Below are 16,973 nucleotides of genomic sequence, written 5' to 3'. Positions count from 1 at the left end.
GGTGGTCAAGCGTTCATTTCGGATCGATCGAACCACGTGCGGTGGCGCGCGCTGGACCGGAGTGAGCCGTCGGCGAACGCCGGTCCGTCTCTGCGCGAGGGATGAGCGAACGCAGTGAGTGAATCGGCTGGGGAGGACGTGGAAATCCTCGGTGCCAGCGTCAGCAGTACTCGCTATGTCTTTCGAATCGACGACGTACTCGCGACAACTGCTCACGCAGCGGGCGTCTCGAGTCCGATCGTTGCGAGACTGGTGGACCGTGAACGTGCTACCCAATCTGGCAGCAGGGATGTCTACGTCCTCCCAGCCGATTCGCTCGTTTCACTCACTCGTCCCTCGCGTGCGTTCGAGCACCAGTTCGCCAGTGGCTCACTGGCGCTCAGCACGCGCCACCGACTGAAGCGATACTCACACGACGTCGACTGAACCGATAGGTGGGGAGACGATCGCCCGGCTCGACCGACCTGACGCTCGAGGCTCAACCCGCTCACTCGAGTCCCCGAACGAGCGACCCGAGAACCGGCATGCCGATCGCGCTCGCGACGACGAGGTAGACGACGGGCGTCATCTCGAGGACGGCCCCCGCGGAACTGCCCAGCGCGAGCGCGAAGGCGACGAGGACGACGACGCCGAACCCGATCGCCCCGACGACGCCGCGCCGAAGCGTCGGCGCGACGAGGGCCACCAGCGCACCGCCGAGGACGAGTCCGAACCAGTGGAGCCACGAGAGGAGCAGGCCGAGGCCGACCGCGAGGAGGGTGGCGACGGCGTGCGGTCGCGGCTGGGTTCTGACGCGCTCGAGGAGCGTCCCGAGACGGCGGGCCACACCGTCGGTTCGGTCGTCTGCCGCGGGGGCATCGCGGGGGTCGCCCGGTTCAGTCTCGTCGTTCGCGTCGTCCTCGGCAGCGACGTTCTCACCGTCCTCGAGCGCGTCGTTCGTCCCGATGTCGTTCCCGCCGGTCGCGTCGTCTCCGGTCACGACGATCCCTCCGTGAACGAGACGGTGACGTCCGCGTCGGTCGTCAGCGCCATCGGTTTCTGGTCGTTGTCGATCCAGCGCTCGAACTGGTCGTCGTAGTGAGTCGAGAAGTAGTCGCCCGAGTTCCCGCCGGGGAGGATCGCCGTCGCCTCACCGCCGGGTTCGACGACCATCCGCCAACTCGAGCCGACGCCCGATCCGACGCGATAGTTGTTGACAGTCGCGCGCGACCCGTCGAGCGGTCGCTCGTCGTAGTTGAGAAACGCGGCCTCCACGCCGAACGGGTGTTCGATCGCCCGCGTCGTGTTCCAGTCGCCGTAGACGTCCCAGCCCTCGTCGTCGATCTCGTCCAGCGCCGCCTCGAGGGCATCGAGCATCGTCTCCTCGCGCGAGCGATCCGCATAGAGGTCGCTGTCCGCCGAGAGCGTTGCGACCGCCCAGTCGCCTGGATAGTACGAGTCGTTGAGATCACCCTCCTCGAACTGGGGCTCGACCGTCAGCCGCCGAAAGTGATCCATCCACCGTGCGAACAGGAGCGCCCCCTCCTCGTCGCGGTCCATCCGACGGTTCCAGTCGTCGAGCGTCGCCGCGGCGTCCGCGAGTCGGTCGGCGACGTCCCGGCTCTCGACGACGTCGAGCAGGTCGGGCAGGAGTTGGTCCGCCCGACCGTCGCGGGTGTCGGACTGGAGTTCCCGGTGGAACTCGAGGTCCGTTCCCTCGCCGTTCTCGAGGGCCTCGTCCAAGCGCTCGTAGATGCGCGCGCCGCGGTAGGGCGAAGCGTAGGCCACGCCGACGTAGTGCTCGGGATCGTCGACGACGCGCTGGTTGGCCGTCGCGAGCACGTCCGGATCGATCGCGTGGGGTTTCTCCTCGAACGGGACGAAGCCGTCCCACGAGGACTCGCCGAACGGGGTGAACCCCTCCCACTCGCCCTCGCCCGCGGAGCCGTCGAAGATCCGGTTGCCGGCCACTTCCTCGCCGTCGATCGTCCGGATCGGAAGCTTCCCCGTCGCGTAGTACAGCGTCCGCCCGTCGGCGTCCGCGTAGACGAGATTCTGCGTCGGCAGGTCGAACCGTCGGGTGGCCTCGAGCAGCTCCTCGAGACCGTCGCTGCGGCCGAACTCGTAGATCGCCCCCGTAGTCCGGGTGGCGGTGTGGCCGGTCCAGGCGACGCCGACGGTCCGCTCCTCCCGCTCGAGTACCGGTCCGTGGACCGTCTTTCTGATCGCGATCGTCCGGTTCTCCGCGTCGGCGACGGCGAGTTCGCGCTCCTCGAGGTCGAACTCGCGCCACTCGTCGTCGTAGCGATACCGCTCCCCGTCGTCGTCGATCTTGTACCGATAGCAGTCGAGGACGTCGGCCCCGACGTTGGTGAACGACCACGTCCCCGAGTCGTTAGCTCCGGCGATGACGAAGGGCACGCCCGGGAACGTCGCCCCACGAACCGAGGCTTCGGGGGTCTCGACGCGCTGTTCGTACCACAGCGGCGGCGTCATCGACGTGAGGTGGGGATCGTACGCGACGATCGGCTCCCCGCGCTCCGTGTGCTCCCCCGAGACGACCCAGCTGTTCGAGCCGACGCCGGTCGGCGACTCGTATCGCGAGAGCCAGTTCGTCAGGGCGTCGCCCACGGCACCGGTCGCGTCGGCTCCGTCGCTGGTGTCGCCGCTATCGCCATCGTCATTGCCTCCGTCGTTGCCGTCGCCGCTATCGCCGTCGCTGCCGTCTTCGTCGTTACCGTCGCCGCCTCCCGCCTCGAGCCGATCCGCGTCGACGGCGTCGCGGAGGATCGGCACGTCGTGGTCCATCCGTTCGGGAAACAGGTCGTCGGCGACGGTCTCGCCGAGCCGATCGGCGACCAGCGCCGTCCGGAGTTCGCCGAAATTCCCCGTCAGATCCCACGAGATCTGTTTCTCCATCAGCATCGAGTCGGTCGGCGTCCACTCGCGGGGCTCGTAGCCGAGGAGTTCGAACTCGAGGGGGAGCCGTCCGTCCTCGATCACGGCGTTGACGCCGTCGGCGTAGGCCTCGACGAGTGCGCCTGCGGGCGTCTCGGCCACAGCCTCCCAGGTCGCGTCGGCCGCGCCGGCGAAGTCCATCCTGACGTGGAACTCGTCGTCCTCGACGGTGGCCTCGCCGACGATTTCGGAGAGCTGACCTCGCATGACCCGCCGCTGGAGATCGAGCTGGAAGAGCCGGTCGAACGCTTGCACGTAGCCGACGGCGAAGTACGCCGCGGCCTCGTCGTCGGCTTCGACGTGCGGAACGCCGTGGTCGTCGACCCGGAGGGCGGCCTCACCGTAGGGACTCTCGACGGACTCCGGAAGCGACCGGTCGGCCGCGTTCCAGGCCCGTCCCGACAGGGGGGCGAACTGCTCGAGCAGTTCGCGAGCCCCGGTCAGCGTCAGTCCGCCGATCCCCGCGGCGAGCGTACCCGCGAGCAGGCCCCGGCGTGTGGTGTCTGATGGCACAGTCAACACGATTCGGTGCCGCCGACTTAACTGTCACGCTGTGGAAAGTTTGGGAGGGGGACATCGGGTCGCTCGGCGACGCTGACGGACCGCTCCCGTGAACGACGGCCCGTGGTTCAGAGTGAATCGGCGCCGAGTCGAGCGATCGCCGACCTGACCCCGAGGAAGACGGCGACCGCGACCAGACAGTAGCCGACGAGCGAGAGCCAGGTCGTCGCCGTCGGACTCCCGATCGCGAGCTTCGCGACGGTGTTCGCGGGATGTTCGGGGAGGAGCGTCGCGACCACTAACGCGGCGACGATCCCGACGGAGTACCCGATCTGCGCCTGCCGCCTGTCGGGCGCGACGAGTGCGATGGCGGTTCCGGCCGCGGTGACCAGTAACGCGAGCGCCGAGACGAACACGACGAGCGCCATCGGCGACGCGATGATCGTTCCGTTGAACGCGAGCAGGCCGAGCCAGGCGACCGCCTGCAGCGGCGCCAGCGCCGCGATCGCGAGCAGTTTCGCGTCGGCGACGTCGACGAGCGACAGCGGGCTGACCCGGAGCAACTCGAGCGTGCCGCGCGAGCGCTCCTCGATCAGCGAGTCGACGACGATCGAGCCGCTGATGAACACCGGCAGGAACAGCAGCAGCGGCACCAGTACGGTGTAGGTAAACTCGACGTACGGACTCGCCGCGGCCTCGTTCGGGACGGTCAGCGGCGGCGCCTCGAGGGAGCCGACGTTGGCGACGCGTTCCTCGTGCTCGAGCGCCTCGAGGAGGTCCTGCAACTGGACGACGAGCAGGGTCGTCTCGAGGCCGTCGTCGGCCGCGGTCACCCCGACGACGAGCCGATCCTCGGCGTCCCTGGTCACCTCGAGGACGGCCTCGAATCTGCCATTGTCGAACGCCTGCAGCGCTTCGTCACCGCTCCCGGCGACGGTCGGTCTGAGGCCATCTCGGTCGTCCGCGAGCGCGCGAAGCCGTTGGACGTCCTCGGCATCTTCGCCGACGATGACGATATCGGCGCCGTAGCCCTCTGCAGAGCCCGGATCGTACAGCGAGACGAGCCCGACGACGAGAAACGAGGAGAAGCCGGCGATGACGAGTTGGATCGCCAGCGCGAGGACGATCGTCTTCTCCGAGCGAAGCGAGCCGAGTTCGCGGCGGGCGACGGCCCAGCGAGGGCCGAAGCGTGCACCGAGCGGACCGAGCAGCGAGCCGAGACGGGAGTCGTGCTGTGACCGACTGTCGGTGGGCCGCGGCGGATTCGGACCGCGCTGGATGGGGATCCGCTCGTCGCGCGCCCCCTCGTCGCTCGAGTTGCGCGGCTCGTCACGGCCGCGCGTCCCATCACGACCGCCCGTTCCGTCGCGATCACGCGACAAGGGCGATCACCCCGAGGTTGTAGGCCGCGTGGACGAGCGTGGCGATCACGAACGCGACCGCGTACTGGTTCTCCCCGCGACTTGCGCCGAGCGCCGAGATCACGGCGGTCACGACGTGCAAGACCAGCGGCGCGAGGAAGAGCGCGACGAGGATCACCGGATCGCTCGAGAGCGCGGGGCCGAAGGCGGCGACGCCGACCGTCAGTTCGGGGAGGCCGACGAACTGGGCGACGTGGGTGAACTTCTCGCCGACGAAGAAGCCGAGACCGGAGAGCGCGCCGACGAGGACGGCGACCCGGAGGGAGGACTCGAATTTCGAGCGGGCGAAGCCGGCGTAGACGTGGATGCTCTTGGCGAACTCCTCGATGGCCGCCGCGAGGACGATGATCACGGGGAGGGCGATCGTCTCCGGAACGGCGAACAACAGGGCGACGGCGAGCAACTGGGCCGTGAAGACGAACGGGATGAACAGCGTCGACAGGATCGGGACGCTCCGGTAGCCGCGGAGGCGACTCGCGACGGCGTCGATCACCTTCACCGGAATCGCCTTCTGGGCGAACATGTCCTCCTCGCGGTAGACGCCGAGTCCGAGCAGGAAGCAGACGCCCGCGCTGGCGAGGAACGGCCCCGTCGAGAAGAGATACTCGCCCAGTCGGGCCGACTCGCCCTGCAGGTCCATCACGATCAGCGTTAGCGGCGAGATCAGCGCGATCGGCGTGATGTCGGTGAAGACCGCCGGAATGAACGTGTACGTCGTCAGGAAGACGCTGATCGTGACCGTCACGAACGTGAGTTCCTTGTACGAGCGCGCGAGCATCGCGCCGGCGAACGTGGCCGCCAGAAACAGCAGCGCGATCGGGACAGCCGCGGCGACCGAGAGCGGCCCGCCGCCGACCGCGAGGGTAATCGAGACGGCGATGGCGACGAGACCGGCCAGGTAGGGCAGCGTCTTCCCGGCGACGATCTCGCGGCTCGAGGCCGGCGAGACGAGCAGGAGTTCGCCGCGGCGTTTGACTCGCTCGTCCATGATCGTGCTCCCGTAGGCCTGAATGACGAAATTCATCGGGACGACGAACAGGAACGCGAGCAGCAGCGACTGGAACGGGAACGGCGGCGAGATCGATCCCGGCGTTCCGGACGAATCCTCGATGGCTCCGCTGGCGACGTCGGGAACCCGCAGACTACCGTCGCCCGTGCCGCCAGTTCCGTCGTTGGCCCCACCGGCCTCGTCCCCTCTTGCGTCGTCCGTGTCAGTGCCGGAACCGTCGCCGGTGTCGTCCGCTCCGTCGCCGATCCCGTCGGTAGTGGATTCGCCGTCGCTCGAGTCGTCGCCACCTCCCGCAGCGTCGCCGTCCGGTTCGACGTCGTCGCTGCCCGATCCGGTACCGTCGTCACCCGCCGTCGACTCGCCCGAATCGCCGAGATCGCGGTCCCGATACTCGAGGTCGACCAGCACCGGATAGGCCGCGGTCCGATTCGCCTCCCGGCTCAACCGCCGCTCGTTGTACCGCTCGACCGCGTCGCGGAACGCGTCGTAGGCGGCTTCGCCGTTGGGACCGACGTGGCCGATCCGTCCCCGCCGAGTGATCACCACGTCCGCGTTCGCGTCGGCTCCGCCGTCGTCGATCTCGAGATCTTCGATCCCGATCACCCGGAACGAGTCGCTCTCGACGGCGACGTCGTGGTACTGGCTGTCCTCGTCGACGGCGATCACGTAGAGTTCGTCCTCGAGGCCGAGGCCCTCGTCGGCGACGGAGAGACCGACGACCCCGACGGCCAGCAGCAGCCCCACCAGCACGAGCGCCGACTTCCGGTCGACGGTGCCGGTGCTGCGAGAGATCTCCCAGCGAGCGATCCGTGCCGTCCGCGCCAGCGCGTCGCGGAGTCGGGCGATGGAACGTCGACGCTTCCGTTCGCGCTCGTCGCTCACGTCCGCGCCTCCGCCGCGTCCTCGCCCGAATCCGTTTCACTGGGCGAGTCGCCGTCTCGGTCGTCGCTCTCGGAACCGCTGTACGGGCCATCGGGTTCGGAATCACGCCGAGTCCCTGCCGATTCGCTCGCGACCTCGAGGAAGATGTCCTCGAGCGTGGGCGTTTCAGTCTGGATGTCGGTCACCCGGCCGCCCTCGCCCTCGACGGTTTCGCGGACGGCCTCGACGGCGGCCATATCCGCGACGACGTGGCGGAACTGGCCGTCGCCGTCGCCCGTTCCAGTCTCGTCGTTATCGTCACCGCCTACGCGCGCGCCACCGCCGGCGTCGACCGTCGCGTAGACGTGGTACTCGGTCCCGCCGTGGGCCTCCCGGATCGCGTCGATGGTCCCGCGGGCGACGATCCGCCCGTCGTTCATGATGATGATCCGGTCGCAGACGCTCTCGACGTGGAAGAGGTTGTGCGCGCTGAAGACGACCGTCTTCCCCTCGTCGCTGAGTTCCTTTGTGAACTCGATGATGTAGTTGGTCGTGAGCGGATCGAGACCCGACGCGGGTTCGTCGAAGATCAGCACGTCGGGGTCGTTCACCAGCGCCCGCGCGATGGCCACCTTGCGTTTCATCCCCTTCGACATGTTGCCGAGTCGGCGGTCCCGATGCTCGAGATCGAGGCGCTCGAGCGTGCGGTCGATCCGCTCGCGGGCGGCGTCGCGGGGCACGTCGTAGAGATCCGCGAAGAACTCGAGGTAATCGGTCGCCGTCATCTCCTCGTAGAGCGGGGACTCCTCCGGAAGAAAGCCGAGTCGGCGGGCCATCTCGGGATCGCCGGGGGTGTGGCCGGCGACCACGGCGGTGCCGCCGGTCGGTTCGATGAGGCCGGCGAGCATCTTCAGCGTCGTCGTCTTGCCCGCGCCGTTGGGGCCGACGACGCCGAAGACCTCGCCGCGCTCGATCGCAAACGAACTGCCTTCGACGGCGGTGAAGCCGCCGTACTCCTTTCGGAGGTCGTCCACTTCGAGTATCGCCATTCGTTACTCGACCGTCGAAGAGACGTCAGTAAAGTGTAGCGGCTAGTGACGGTCTCGGCCGTCAGAAGGTTCTGATTCGGCTCCGTCGAGGTTCTAGTGACGTGCTCCCACGACTGAAGTCGTGGGTTTTGCGCCTGCAGTCCAGTATAAAATCAGTTAGTAGACGGTGTCGGAAGCCGATAGAACACTATTCGACCGATTTCGCGCGATTCTGGAAGTCGCCGCCACACTTCTCACACTCGCCGGGGTTCGTCTCGGCTTTGACGATCCTTCCGCACTGAAGACACTCGTACTCGGACGATATCTCTGTGGTATCGCCTTCAACGTCTTGTCCATGCGGCATGCGTTCACGTTCGAATTCCAGACGGAAATAGAAACCACAAGTCTAGTTTGTTGATACGAACGGGAAGCGGAAATGACGAGAGGATGACAAGTAGTGGGCGCGTCGCGTTTCGTGACGTGCCGATTCAGACAGCACGCTGGCGCGGTGAGGCGAAAACGGAGACGGCGGTAGCGTTCGTGGTCTCGCTTCGAGTCGATCGTGCCAAACCTCCATACTCCACGAAACCGTACTCGTAATACACATGACCCGTCTCCGGACTGCACACACCCCGGACGGTCGCCACCTCGAGGCCTCGCACGTCCTCGAAGCCCCTGCGGACGACGCCTGGGACCTGCTCGTCGACACCACCCGGTGGCCCGAATGGTCGCCGCTCGTCAACGGCGTCGAGTCCACCGACCGGCGGGTCCGGACGGGGACGACCGGTCGCGTGCGGGTGTCCGGCGTCTGGGTCTCGTTCCGGATCGCCGACTGCTCCGAGCGGCGGTGGGCCTGGCGAATCTCCGGAGTGCCGGTCGCGGCTCACCGGGTCGACGACCTCGAGGGCGGTCGCTGTCGGATCGTCTTCGAACTCCCGCTGCACGCCGTCGGCACCGCGCCGGTCTGTCTGCGGGCGCTCGAGCGACTCGAGGAGTTGCTCGTCGAATAGACGGGTCTCAGGCGTCGCTACGTCTCTGCGCGAACCGAACGCTGAAGCTTCCATCAGATGCTAATAATGTTCCTTGAGTTGCGCTGCATACGATATCGAGCACGATCCTCCTCGAGTTCGAGTCGGCTCACGTCACTCCGTTTCGTCCGGGACCGCCCTGCGAACGAGAGTACGTCAGCGATCACGTGTTGCTATTCTCCGAGCGGTCCGCACCCGACGGAGACGGTTTCGTCACCTCGTCCCTGAACTCCGTCCCGAGCCAGTACGCCCAGAGGACGAAGCCGACGACGTACAGCATCATGAACAGCGGGAACGCGAGCGTAAACGAACCAACTGCATACGAGTAGACGAGCGATAGCATGCCGCCAGCGGTTCCAGTACCGGCGACCACCGCCGCCCACCAGATGCGCGTTCCAACCGTCTCGGTTCGGAGGCCGAGTGCGCCGATACCGAGCAACCAGAATCCGAGGAGAATCCAGCCGATAAACTGAACACCGAGTCGAAACGGTCACCGAACAGTCATATCGACCGTCCGATCGCTCGCCGGAGCGTCGCGGATGTCCCCACGCGGGAGTACTCGGCGGTCGCGACGAACGCAATGGCCCAGAGGATGGCGAGGCTTCCCCACAGCAGACCCGCCGAGCTCGCTTGCATCGGGAAGGAGACGGACAGCAGGCCGTAGTAGGCCATCGGAAGGGCGGCGAGCCACGAGGCGAGACGCCATCCGACGAAACCGAGTGCGGCGAAGCTACCGTATGCGAGCGGTGCGATCAGGAGACCGACCATCATCACGTAGTGGCCGTCGAGGGCGTGAGGATCGGTCGTACTCGACGACAGGCTCAGCTGAGTGATGGCGAACGCGAGTAGCGGAATCGCGGCGATGGCGACCAACCCCAGTAGTGCCGGGCTGTAGGAGTTACCGCGTCGAAGCACGTTTCGACCCGCTGGGTGCGCAACGAGGGCGAGACTCGTGACCAGCAGGAACGGAAGGACCTCTTCCGGACGCCCGACACCGAACACGACGGTACCTGCGCTGACGACGAGGATGGTGACGAAGGCTCCCCACATCGACGCGACGCGCTTTTTCGGCTGGTACGCCTGTGCAAATAGGCCGAGCAAGAACACCGCCACGACGGCGGCGATACCCATTATGTGGAGGCGGTGGATGCCGAGTTCCGCGCCGCCCTCAGCGGTCCATCCCGTCACGAGCGTGGCCAGCAGGTCCGGGAGGAACAACACTGTCATCACGCCAGCTAGCAAGAGTGGAAGATAGAACGCCCCTGCTCGAGCCGACGCTAGCCTCGAACGGCCCTTGCCGATTTCTTCGGTCTCACGTTCTTCACCGGTCAAATCCGACTTCTTGATGTTTGTTCCCATGATACAACGATAGATACGACGTGAGAGGAGATAAACATATGTCAATTGATATTAAATGCAGAATGTCTCTTTAATGATTGAGGATGTTGCTCGATCCGGTGTCACTCGCCCCGGTAATGGACTCCCAGCTACGGCGGTCGCTCGAGCCCGAACCGATCCTCCGTCCGCTCGTACAGACTCCCCGCCAGCCGACCCACCGCGTCGACGTCGTTCACGTCGATCTTCCCGTCGGTCGTCACCGACTCGTCGAGGTGGACGTACCGGACGTCCCCCAGCACGAGCGTCGAGCCGCCGACGTCGAGGAGGTCCCGCAGCGTGCACTCGAAGGCGATCTTCGCGTCGGCGACTCGAGGCGCGTCGACAACGCTCGAGGCGGCGCGGTCGATATCCGCGTGATCGAACTCGCTCTCGCCCGCTGGCAAACTCGCACTGGTCTCGTTCATCGCCGCCTCGAGACCGTCGGTGACGATATTGACGACGAACTCGCCCGATTCGCGGGCGTTTCGCGGGGTATCCTTGAGTCCGTCCGCCCCGTCGACGGGAGCGAACAGCAGGACGGGCGGTTCGACCGAGGCGACGGTGAAGAAGCTGTACGGCGCGAGGTTGTCGACGCCGTCGGCGCTGCGGGTGCTCACCCACGCGATGGGGCGGGGGACGACTGCACTCGAGAGCACGCGATAGAGCGATCCCGAGTGGGTATCGGGATCGATCTCGAGGGGAGCGTTGTGGCCGTTCGATTCGGTACCGTCGTCGGTCTCGTCCGGTTCGGTCTCGTCTGTCGCTGGTGAGTCCGTCATGCGGGTGACTCTGCGTTCGGCCCGAGGCTACTAACGTCGTGTTAGTTGGTTCGGACCCGAACTGCTAAAATGGTTCGCGCCGTAGCCAGAGCAGATTCAGACGATGGCTTCCCAACAGCCCCAATCCCGCGACGAGCAGTCACCCTCCCAGGACGACCAACTCGACGCCTGTCCGGTCATCGAATCGCTCGAGCAGATCGGCTCCCAGTGGCGTCTGGCCGTCCTCCACGAACTCCTCGAGGGCGAACAGCGCTTCAACGAACTCAAGCGCTCGACCGACGCGAACGCGCGCACCCTCTCGCGCGTCCTCGACGACCTCGGCGAGATGGGGTTCGTCGAACGCCGGATCGAGGAGGACGCCCCCATCGCGACCTACTACAGTTTGACGGCGAAAGGCGAGTCCTTGGAGCCGGTCTTCGACGAAATCGAGTGCTGGGCCGGCTCCTGGCTCGAGGACTTCGAGGTCTGAACCGGAAGCGAGAACGACTCGAGCCCGAACTGCAGTTCTGCACACTTCACAGTCGAGGACTGGGTGATGCACTTTGCGGGTTGTACAGGCACTCTTCGAATCACGCCGGAAGTGCAAACCACGTGCGGTGGCGCGCGCTGTGCTGTGGTGAACCGGCGGTGAACCGCAGCATAACGTCGTGCGAGGGATGAGTGAGTGAGCGGAGGGAACGAACGAATCGGCTGGGGAGGTCGTGGTCCTCCTCGCCGACAGGGGTGCAGGACACGTCGTCTGTTCGCACTATTCGATACCTACTGCTACCTTCGACTCACAAATCGTGGACACGAGGATTTCCACGTCCTCCCCAGCCGATTCGCTCACTTCGTTCGCTCATCCCTCGCACGACGCCGTCGACGCGCTCTCACCGTCGCTCGAGCGCGTCTCCAGCGCGCGCCGACCGCACACGGTTCGTCGGCCGGTCGAAACGCCAGATCGATACACGAACGTGCACATAGAAACCCCTTTACTACCCGACTTCCATCACCGACATGAATGAGTCTTGCCGATTCGGACCGCGAACTCGTCGTCGAAGAGTTGGAGCGAGAGCCGACTCCAGCCGAGGCGGCGCTGTTCGAGAACCTCTGGAGCGAACACTGCGCGTACCGCTCCTCGAGACCGCTGCTCTCGGCCTTCGATAGCGAGGACGAGCAGGTCGTCATCGGGCCGGGTGACGACGCGGCGGTCGTCGCGCTGCCCGGGAGCGAGGACGGCGGCACGAACGAGGGCGCGACCTACGTTACGATGGGGATCGAGAGCCACAACCACCCCTCCTACGTCGACCCGTTCGACGGGGCGGCCACGGGCGTCGGCGGCATCGTCCGGGACACCCTCTCGATGGGTGCCTACCCGATCGCCCTCGCTGACTCGCTGTACTTCGGCGAGTTCGACGACGAGCACTCGAAGTACCTCTTCGAGGGCGTCGTCGAGGGGATCAGCCACTACGGCAACTGTATCGGCGTCCCCACGGTCGCGGGCAGCGTCGATTTCCACCCCGACTACGAGGGGAATCCCCTCGTGAACGTCGCCTGCGTCGGCCTGACGAACGAGGAGCGACTCGTCACGGCCGTCGCCCAGGAGCCCGGTAACAAACTCGTCCTCGTCGGCAACGGCACCGGCCGCGACGGCCTGGGTGGCGCCTCCTTCGCCAGCGAGGATCTGGCGGAGGACGCCGAAACCGAGGACCGACCCGCCGTCCAGGTCGGCGACCCCTACGCGGAGAAACTGCTCATCGAGGCCAACGAGCGGCTCGTCGACGAGGGTCTGATCGAGTCCGCCCGCGACCTCGGCGCCGCCGGCCTCGGCGGTGCCTCGAGCGAACTGGTCGCCAAAGGCGGCCTCGGCGCGCACATCGAACTCGAGCGGGTTCACCAGCGCGAGCCGAACATGAACGCCCTCGAGATCCTGCTCGCCGAATCCCAGGAGCGGATGTGTTACGAGGTCGAACCGGACAACGTCGACCGCGTGCGCGAGATCGCCGAGCGATTCGATCTGGGCTGTTCCGTGATCGGCGAGGTCACCGACGGCAACTACACTTGCACGTTCGAGGGTGAGACGGTGGTCGACGTCGACGCCTACTTCCTCGGCGAAGGTGCGCCGATGAACGACCTTCCGAGCGAGGAACCCGAGCAGCCGGCAACCGACCTCCCCGATATCGACCTCGAGGACGCCTTCGAGACGATCGTCTCGAGTCCCAACACGGCCTCGAAGCGCTGGGTCTACCGACAGTACGACCACGAAGTCGGCGTCCGGACGAGCGTGGGGCCGGGCGACGACGCGGCGATTATCGCGATTCGAGAAGCCGAGCAAGGGCTCGCCATCTCCTCCGGCGCCGCACCGAACTGGACGACCGCCGCGCCGTTCGATGGCGCTCGAGCGATCGCCCTCGAGAACGCGACGAACATCGCGGCCAAGGGCGCAACGCCGCTGGCCGCCGTCGACTGTCTCAACGGCGGCAACCCGGAGAAGCCGGAGGTATACGGCGGCTTCGAGGGAATCGTCGACGGCCTCGCGGACATGTGCGAGACGCTGTCGGCGCCGGTCGTCGGCGGCAACGTCTCGCTGTACAACGACTCCGTTGCGGGGCCGATCCCGCCGACGCCGACGCTCGCGATGGTCGGCACGAAAACCGGCTACGAGGCGCCGCCGCTGTCGGTCGAGGCCACCCCTGACAGCACGCTCCTGCTGGTCGGCGACCTCGCACTCGAGAGCGGGAACACCAGCCTGGGCGGCTCCGAGTACCTCGCCCGCCACGGCGGCAGCGACCAGTTCCCCGAACTCCCCGCGGATCCCGCGGCCGTCGTCGAGACGCTCGCCGACGTGGCGAACGACGACGCGACGCTCGCGGTCCACGACGTCAGCCACGGCGGTCTCGCCGTCGCGCTGGCCGAGATGGTCTCCGAGGACGCTGGCCTCGAGGTCTCGCTCCCGGTCGCTGACGACGCGGACGACGAGACGGCTGCTGCGGCCGCCCTCTTCCACGAACAGCCGGGTCGTGCGGTGATCCAGACCGAGTCGCCCGACGCCGTCAGCGCGGCGTTCGAGGGCGTCGCACCGGTCGTCGAACTCGGTTCGGCGACCGACGACGGCACCCTCGCGCTCTCCGTCGGCGATCGAACGATCACGACGGACGCGGCCGAGATTCGGGACCGACGTGCGACGATCGAGCGCGAACTGGCGTAACCGGCACTACTCGAGGGTGTGTTGTTCGAATCGACAATTACCGAGCGCCCGATATCTTGATATACCCTCAGTACGATTCCTACGACGAACTGATCGTCCGGAGGATACCGTTCGATGGCCACTAACACCCCGTCCGTCCTGATCGTCGAAGACGAACCGGACCTCGCGGATCTCTACGCCGCCTGGCTCGAGGAGTCGTGCGAGGTCGAGACGGCCTACGACGGAGAGGCGGCACTGGACGCCATCGACGGCGGAATCGATATCGTGCTGCTCGACCGGCGGATGCCCGGGCTCTCGGGCGATCGAATTCTCACGACCATTCGAGAGCGCGGCCTCGACTGTCGGGTCGCGATGGTGACCGCCGTCGAACCGGACTTCGATATCATCGGTATGGGGTTCGACGACTACCTCGTCAAGCCGGTCTCGAAGGGCGAACTGACTCGAATCGTCGAGCAGTTACAGTTGCGATCGAGTTACGACGAACAGCTCCAGGAGTTCTTCGCACTCGCCTCGAAGAAGGCCCTGCTGGACGCCGAGAAGACCGAGGCCGAACGCAAATCGAGCCAGGAGTACGCTCGGCTGCAGGACCGACTCGCGGTGCTCCGTGCGCAGGTCAACGACACGATGAAGGAGTTACTCGAGACGGACGGCTACCGACAGCTCTGTCAGGACCTCTCTCGGGACTCGATTTTACAGGAGTCGAACTGAGTCGTCTCGACCGGGTTCGTTAGGCGGAGTTCCCGGACTCGCGCTCGAGGGTCGTCACGTCGCGGATCTCGAGTCGCGTACCGCCGTTAGTACCGTTGTCGACCGTCAGCGTCCAGTCGTGGGCTTCGGCGATCGCCCTGACGAGCGCCAGTCCCAACCCGTCGGTACTCGCCTCGATACCGGCGTCCGCATCGTCGGTCGGAGTCGCGTCGCCGTCGTCGGTCGTCGGATCGAGAACCGGTTCGTGAGCGGTCGGCGGTATTTCGGCCGCGTCGTCCAGCAGGAAAAAGCCGCGCGAGCGATCGGCGGTGCCGAAGCCGACGAGGCCGACCTGAATCGTCACTTCGCCGTCGGCACGGGCCGCGGCGTCGTCGAACGCCGTCTCGAGGAGACGGACGAATCGGTCCGCGTCGGCTCTGAGCGTCGCCGACCGCTCGACGACGACGCGCTCGCCGTCCAGTCGCGATCGCTCGAGGGCGTCGTCGATCGCCGACTCGAGGTCGACCCGACTTCGGGGGCCGACGGCCGACGCGTTCCGGGCGAACTCCCGGACGTCGTCGACGAGCCGTTCGGTCCGATCGAGCGTCGCCTCGACCGTGTCCTCCGCGAGCGGGAACTCCCAGTTCTCCGCCGTCTCAGCTCGAGACGCCGTCGAACGTTCGCCCTCCTCCGCCTCGAGTGCGTCCGAGAGGGTCGAGAGCTGCTGTTTCAGATCGCTCGAGAGGACCTCCGCGACGGACTCGAGTCGTTCGGTCTGGCGCTCGAGTTCGGCGGTCCGTTCCCGGAGCACCTGTTCGCGGTCGGCCCGGTCGAGTGCCGCGCGGGTGTTCTCGACCAGCGTCGAGATGAGGTCGACGTCGGTCTCGTCGAACTGGTGGGGGTCGAACGACCCGGTCATGAGGACGCCGTGGGTCCCGATGGGCGCGATGATCTCCGACCGGATCGGCGTGTCGGGATTGTAGATGTCGTCGACAGATGCGAGGTCGTCGAACCGCTCGACGTCGCCGGACTCGAAGACGTCCCAGACGAGCCCCTCACCGGGGTAAAAGCGGGGCAGGCCGCCGAACTCGTCGTGAGCGCCGGCGGTTCCGGCGACCGGTTCGAGATAGCCCTGTTCCTCCTCGAGCAGCCAGACGCCGCTGATCGGGAGATCGAGCAGGTCGCTCCCGGCGTGGACGGCGATCGCACAGACCTCTTCGGGATCGTCGGACTCGAGCAGCCAGCGAGTGATCTCGTGGAGCGAGGTGACGACGCGTTCGTACTCGTGTTGATCCGTCACGTCGCGGACGACGGCCGCGACGGTCGCGACGTCGTCTTCGATCGGAACGAACCGGAACTCGCCGATTCGGTCGGTGCCACCGGCGTCGGTAAACGGCAGCTCGAGCTGGCGTTTGGCGGCGTTGCCGACGTCGACGTCGGTGATCGCCCGACCGATTTCGACGGCGTCGTCGTCCGAGATCCCCGCTCGCCTGGTGAGCACCTCGACGTGCTCGCCGACGAGTTCCCGTCTGTCCGTGTCGAGCAGGTTCTCGATCGCTCCGTTGACGGTGACGATCTCGCGGTTCCGATCGAGGGTGACGACGGCGTCGTGAACGGCCTCGACGACCGCCGCGTGCTGGGCGAGCGTCGTCTCCTGTGACTTTCGCCCGGTCACGTCGCGCATGTACACCGACAGGCCGCTTTCGGAGGGGTAAGCCCGGGCCTCGAACCAGGTCTCGAGGTGGGCGTGGTACACCTCGAAGGAGACGGGGACCTGTTCGTCCATCGCGCGGTGGAACCGGTCGGGAAACTGCGTCTCCACGGTTTGTGGAAACTCGTCCCACATGACGCGTCCGATCAGCTCCGCCCGGGACCGCTTCAGCAACGTCTCGGCACGCTCGTTGAGGTAGGTGAATCGGAAGTCCGTATCGAGCGCGAAGAAGGCGTCGGTGACCCGGTCGACGATCGGGACGGATCGCAGCGTCACGGCTCCGCACCCCCGTGGCCGTCCGACGACGGTGCCACGATTTCCCCATCTCGGAGCCCACTGGCTCGCACTGTCGCGATGATCATCGAGAGACAGTCTGCTCGTACTTTGCGGAGCGACTATTTTAGTGTCGTGGCCGATCGATGACACGGCGATCGGTAGCGTTGGGCG

General features: G+C 66.4%; 14 protein-coding genes. 4 read left to right on the top strand and 10 right to left on the bottom strand.

Annotated elements, in window-relative coordinates; translation table 11 throughout:
- Positions 1–487: 487 nt before the first annotated feature.
- The 6 genes from ACSFC7_RS13570 to ACSFC7_RS13545 all read right to left on the bottom strand — a co-directional run bounded on the left by ACSFC7_RS13570 (position 488) and on the right by ACSFC7_RS13545 (position 8,121).
- Complete coding sequence (locus tag ACSFC7_RS13570; protein WP_436343332.1) at positions 488–979, bottom strand: hypothetical protein; 492 nt, start codon at positions 977–979, stop codon at positions 488–490.
- The gene (locus tag ACSFC7_RS13565; RefSeq protein WP_436343331.1) at positions 976–3,450 is read right to left on the bottom strand and encodes a penicillin acylase family protein; all 2,475 of its coding nucleotides are present in this window, start codon (positions 3,448–3,450) and stop codon (positions 976–978) included. The genes ACSFC7_RS13570 and ACSFC7_RS13565 overlap by 4 nt, the downstream gene beginning before the upstream one ends.
- A gap of 116 nt (positions 3,451–3,566) precedes the next feature.
- Positions 3,567–4,820 (bottom strand): ABC transporter permease, encoded by a 1,254-nt coding sequence (locus ACSFC7_RS13560; RefSeq protein ID WP_436343329.1) that lies wholly within the window; start codon positions 4,818–4,820, stop codon positions 3,567–3,569.
- On the bottom strand, positions 4,810–6,750 hold the full coding sequence (locus ACSFC7_RS13555) for a PrsW family intramembrane metalloprotease (protein ID WP_436343327.1): 1,941 nt from the start codon (positions 6,748–6,750) through the stop codon (positions 4,810–4,812). The genes ACSFC7_RS13560 and ACSFC7_RS13555 overlap by 11 nt, the downstream gene beginning before the upstream one ends.
- The gene (locus ACSFC7_RS13550) at positions 6,747–7,778 is read right to left on the bottom strand and encodes an ATP-binding cassette domain-containing protein (protein WP_436343325.1); all 1,032 of its coding nucleotides are present in this window, start codon (positions 7,776–7,778) and stop codon (positions 6,747–6,749) included. Before ACSFC7_RS13550 ends, ACSFC7_RS13555 begins: the two co-directional genes overlap by 4 nt.
- A gap of 187 nt (positions 7,779–7,965) precedes the next feature.
- Complete coding sequence (locus ACSFC7_RS13545; RefSeq protein ID WP_436343324.1) at positions 7,966–8,121, bottom strand: rubrerythrin-like domain-containing protein; 156 nt, start codon at positions 8,119–8,121, stop codon at positions 7,966–7,968.
- A gap of 241 nt (positions 8,122–8,362) precedes the next feature.
- Between ACSFC7_RS13545 and ACSFC7_RS13540 the strand changes: the two genes are divergently transcribed.
- Positions 8,363–8,767 carry an SRPBCC family protein gene (locus ACSFC7_RS13540; RefSeq protein WP_436343323.1) on the top strand — a complete coding sequence of 135 codons (405 nt, stop codon included), beginning with the start codon at positions 8,363–8,365 and terminating at the stop codon, positions 8,765–8,767.
- A 181-nt stretch (positions 8,768–8,948) separates the two neighbouring features.
- On the opposite strand, the gene ACSFC7_RS13535 is transcribed toward ACSFC7_RS13540, so the two are convergent.
- The 3 genes from ACSFC7_RS13535 to ACSFC7_RS13525 form a co-directional block, all read right to left on the bottom strand.
- Positions 8,949–9,224 (bottom strand): hypothetical protein, encoded by a 276-nt coding sequence (locus ACSFC7_RS13535; protein WP_436343322.1) that lies wholly within the window; start codon positions 9,222–9,224, stop codon positions 8,949–8,951.
- A gap of 62 nt (positions 9,225–9,286) precedes the next feature.
- Entirely contained in the window at positions 9,287–10,144 is an 858-nt protein-coding gene (locus tag ACSFC7_RS13530) for a hypothetical protein (RefSeq protein WP_436343321.1), read from the bottom strand.
- 128 nt (positions 10,145–10,272) lie between these two features.
- A complete protein-coding gene (locus ACSFC7_RS13525; RefSeq protein WP_436343320.1) occupies positions 10,273–10,941 on the bottom strand; it encodes a flavin reductase family protein in 669 nt (222 codons plus the stop codon).
- A 103-nt stretch (positions 10,942–11,044) separates the two neighbouring features.
- On the opposite strand from ACSFC7_RS13525, the gene ACSFC7_RS13520 reads away from it, so the two are divergent.
- The 3 genes from ACSFC7_RS13520 (at position 11,045) to ACSFC7_RS13510 (ending at position 14,836) form a co-directional block, all read left to right on the top strand.
- A complete protein-coding gene (locus tag ACSFC7_RS13520; RefSeq protein ID WP_436343319.1) occupies positions 11,045–11,410 on the top strand; it encodes a winged helix-turn-helix transcriptional regulator in 366 nt (121 codons plus the stop codon).
- Positions 11,411–11,941: 531 nt separating this feature from the next.
- Positions 11,942–14,128 (top strand): phosphoribosylformylglycinamidine synthase subunit PurL, encoded by a 2,187-nt coding sequence (gene purL, locus ACSFC7_RS13515; RefSeq protein ID WP_436343318.1) that lies wholly within the window; start codon positions 11,942–11,944, stop codon positions 14,126–14,128.
- Positions 14,129–14,242: 114 nt separating this feature from the next.
- Positions 14,243–14,836, top strand: coding sequence for a HalX domain-containing protein (locus tag ACSFC7_RS13510; RefSeq protein WP_436343316.1), 594 nt, complete (start codon positions 14,243–14,245; stop codon positions 14,834–14,836).
- Positions 14,837–14,855: 19 nt separating this feature from the next.
- On the opposite strand, the gene ACSFC7_RS13505 is transcribed toward ACSFC7_RS13510, so the two are convergent.
- The gene (locus tag ACSFC7_RS13505) at positions 14,856–16,802 is read right to left on the bottom strand and encodes a PAS domain-containing protein (RefSeq protein WP_436343314.1); all 1,947 of its coding nucleotides are present in this window, start codon (positions 16,800–16,802) and stop codon (positions 14,856–14,858) included.
- Positions 16,803–16,973 lie beyond the last annotated feature (171 nt).

Origin of the sequence: Natronorubrum halobium, assembly GCF_051351675.1 — an archaeon.
Lineage (GTDB): Archaea > Halobacteriota > Halobacteria > Halobacteriales > Natrialbaceae > Natronorubrum.
Note: the sequence above shows the minus strand (reverse complement) of the source record. Positions and strands in the feature narration are given on the sequence as shown.

Coding starts and splice junctions, on each gene's coding strand:
- ACSFC7_RS13550 (WP_436343325.1), bottom strand. CDS start 7,778: ATGGCGATACTCGAAGTGGACGACCTCCGAAAGGAGTACGGCGGCTTC.
- ACSFC7_RS13545 (WP_436343324.1), bottom strand. CDS start 8,121: ATGCCGCATGGACAAGACGTTGAAGGCGATACCACAGAGATATCGTCC.
- ACSFC7_RS13540 (WP_436343323.1), top strand. CDS start 8,363: ATGACCCGTCTCCGGACTGCACACACCCCGGACGGTCGCCACCTCGAG.
- ACSFC7_RS13530 (WP_436343321.1), bottom strand. CDS start 10,144: ATGGGAACAAACATCAAGAAGTCGGATTTGACCGGTGAAGAACGTGAG.
- ACSFC7_RS13525 (WP_436343320.1), bottom strand. CDS start 10,941: ATGACGGACTCACCAGCGACAGACGAGACCGAACCGGACGAGACCGAC.
- ACSFC7_RS13520 (WP_436343319.1), top strand. CDS start 11,045: ATGGCTTCCCAACAGCCCCAATCCCGCGACGAGCAGTCACCCTCCCAG.
- purL (WP_436343318.1), top strand. CDS start 11,942: ATGAGTCTTGCCGATTCGGACCGCGAACTCGTCGTCGAAGAGTTGGAG.
- ACSFC7_RS13510 (WP_436343316.1), top strand. CDS start 14,243: ATGGCCACTAACACCCCGTCCGTCCTGATCGTCGAAGACGAACCGGAC.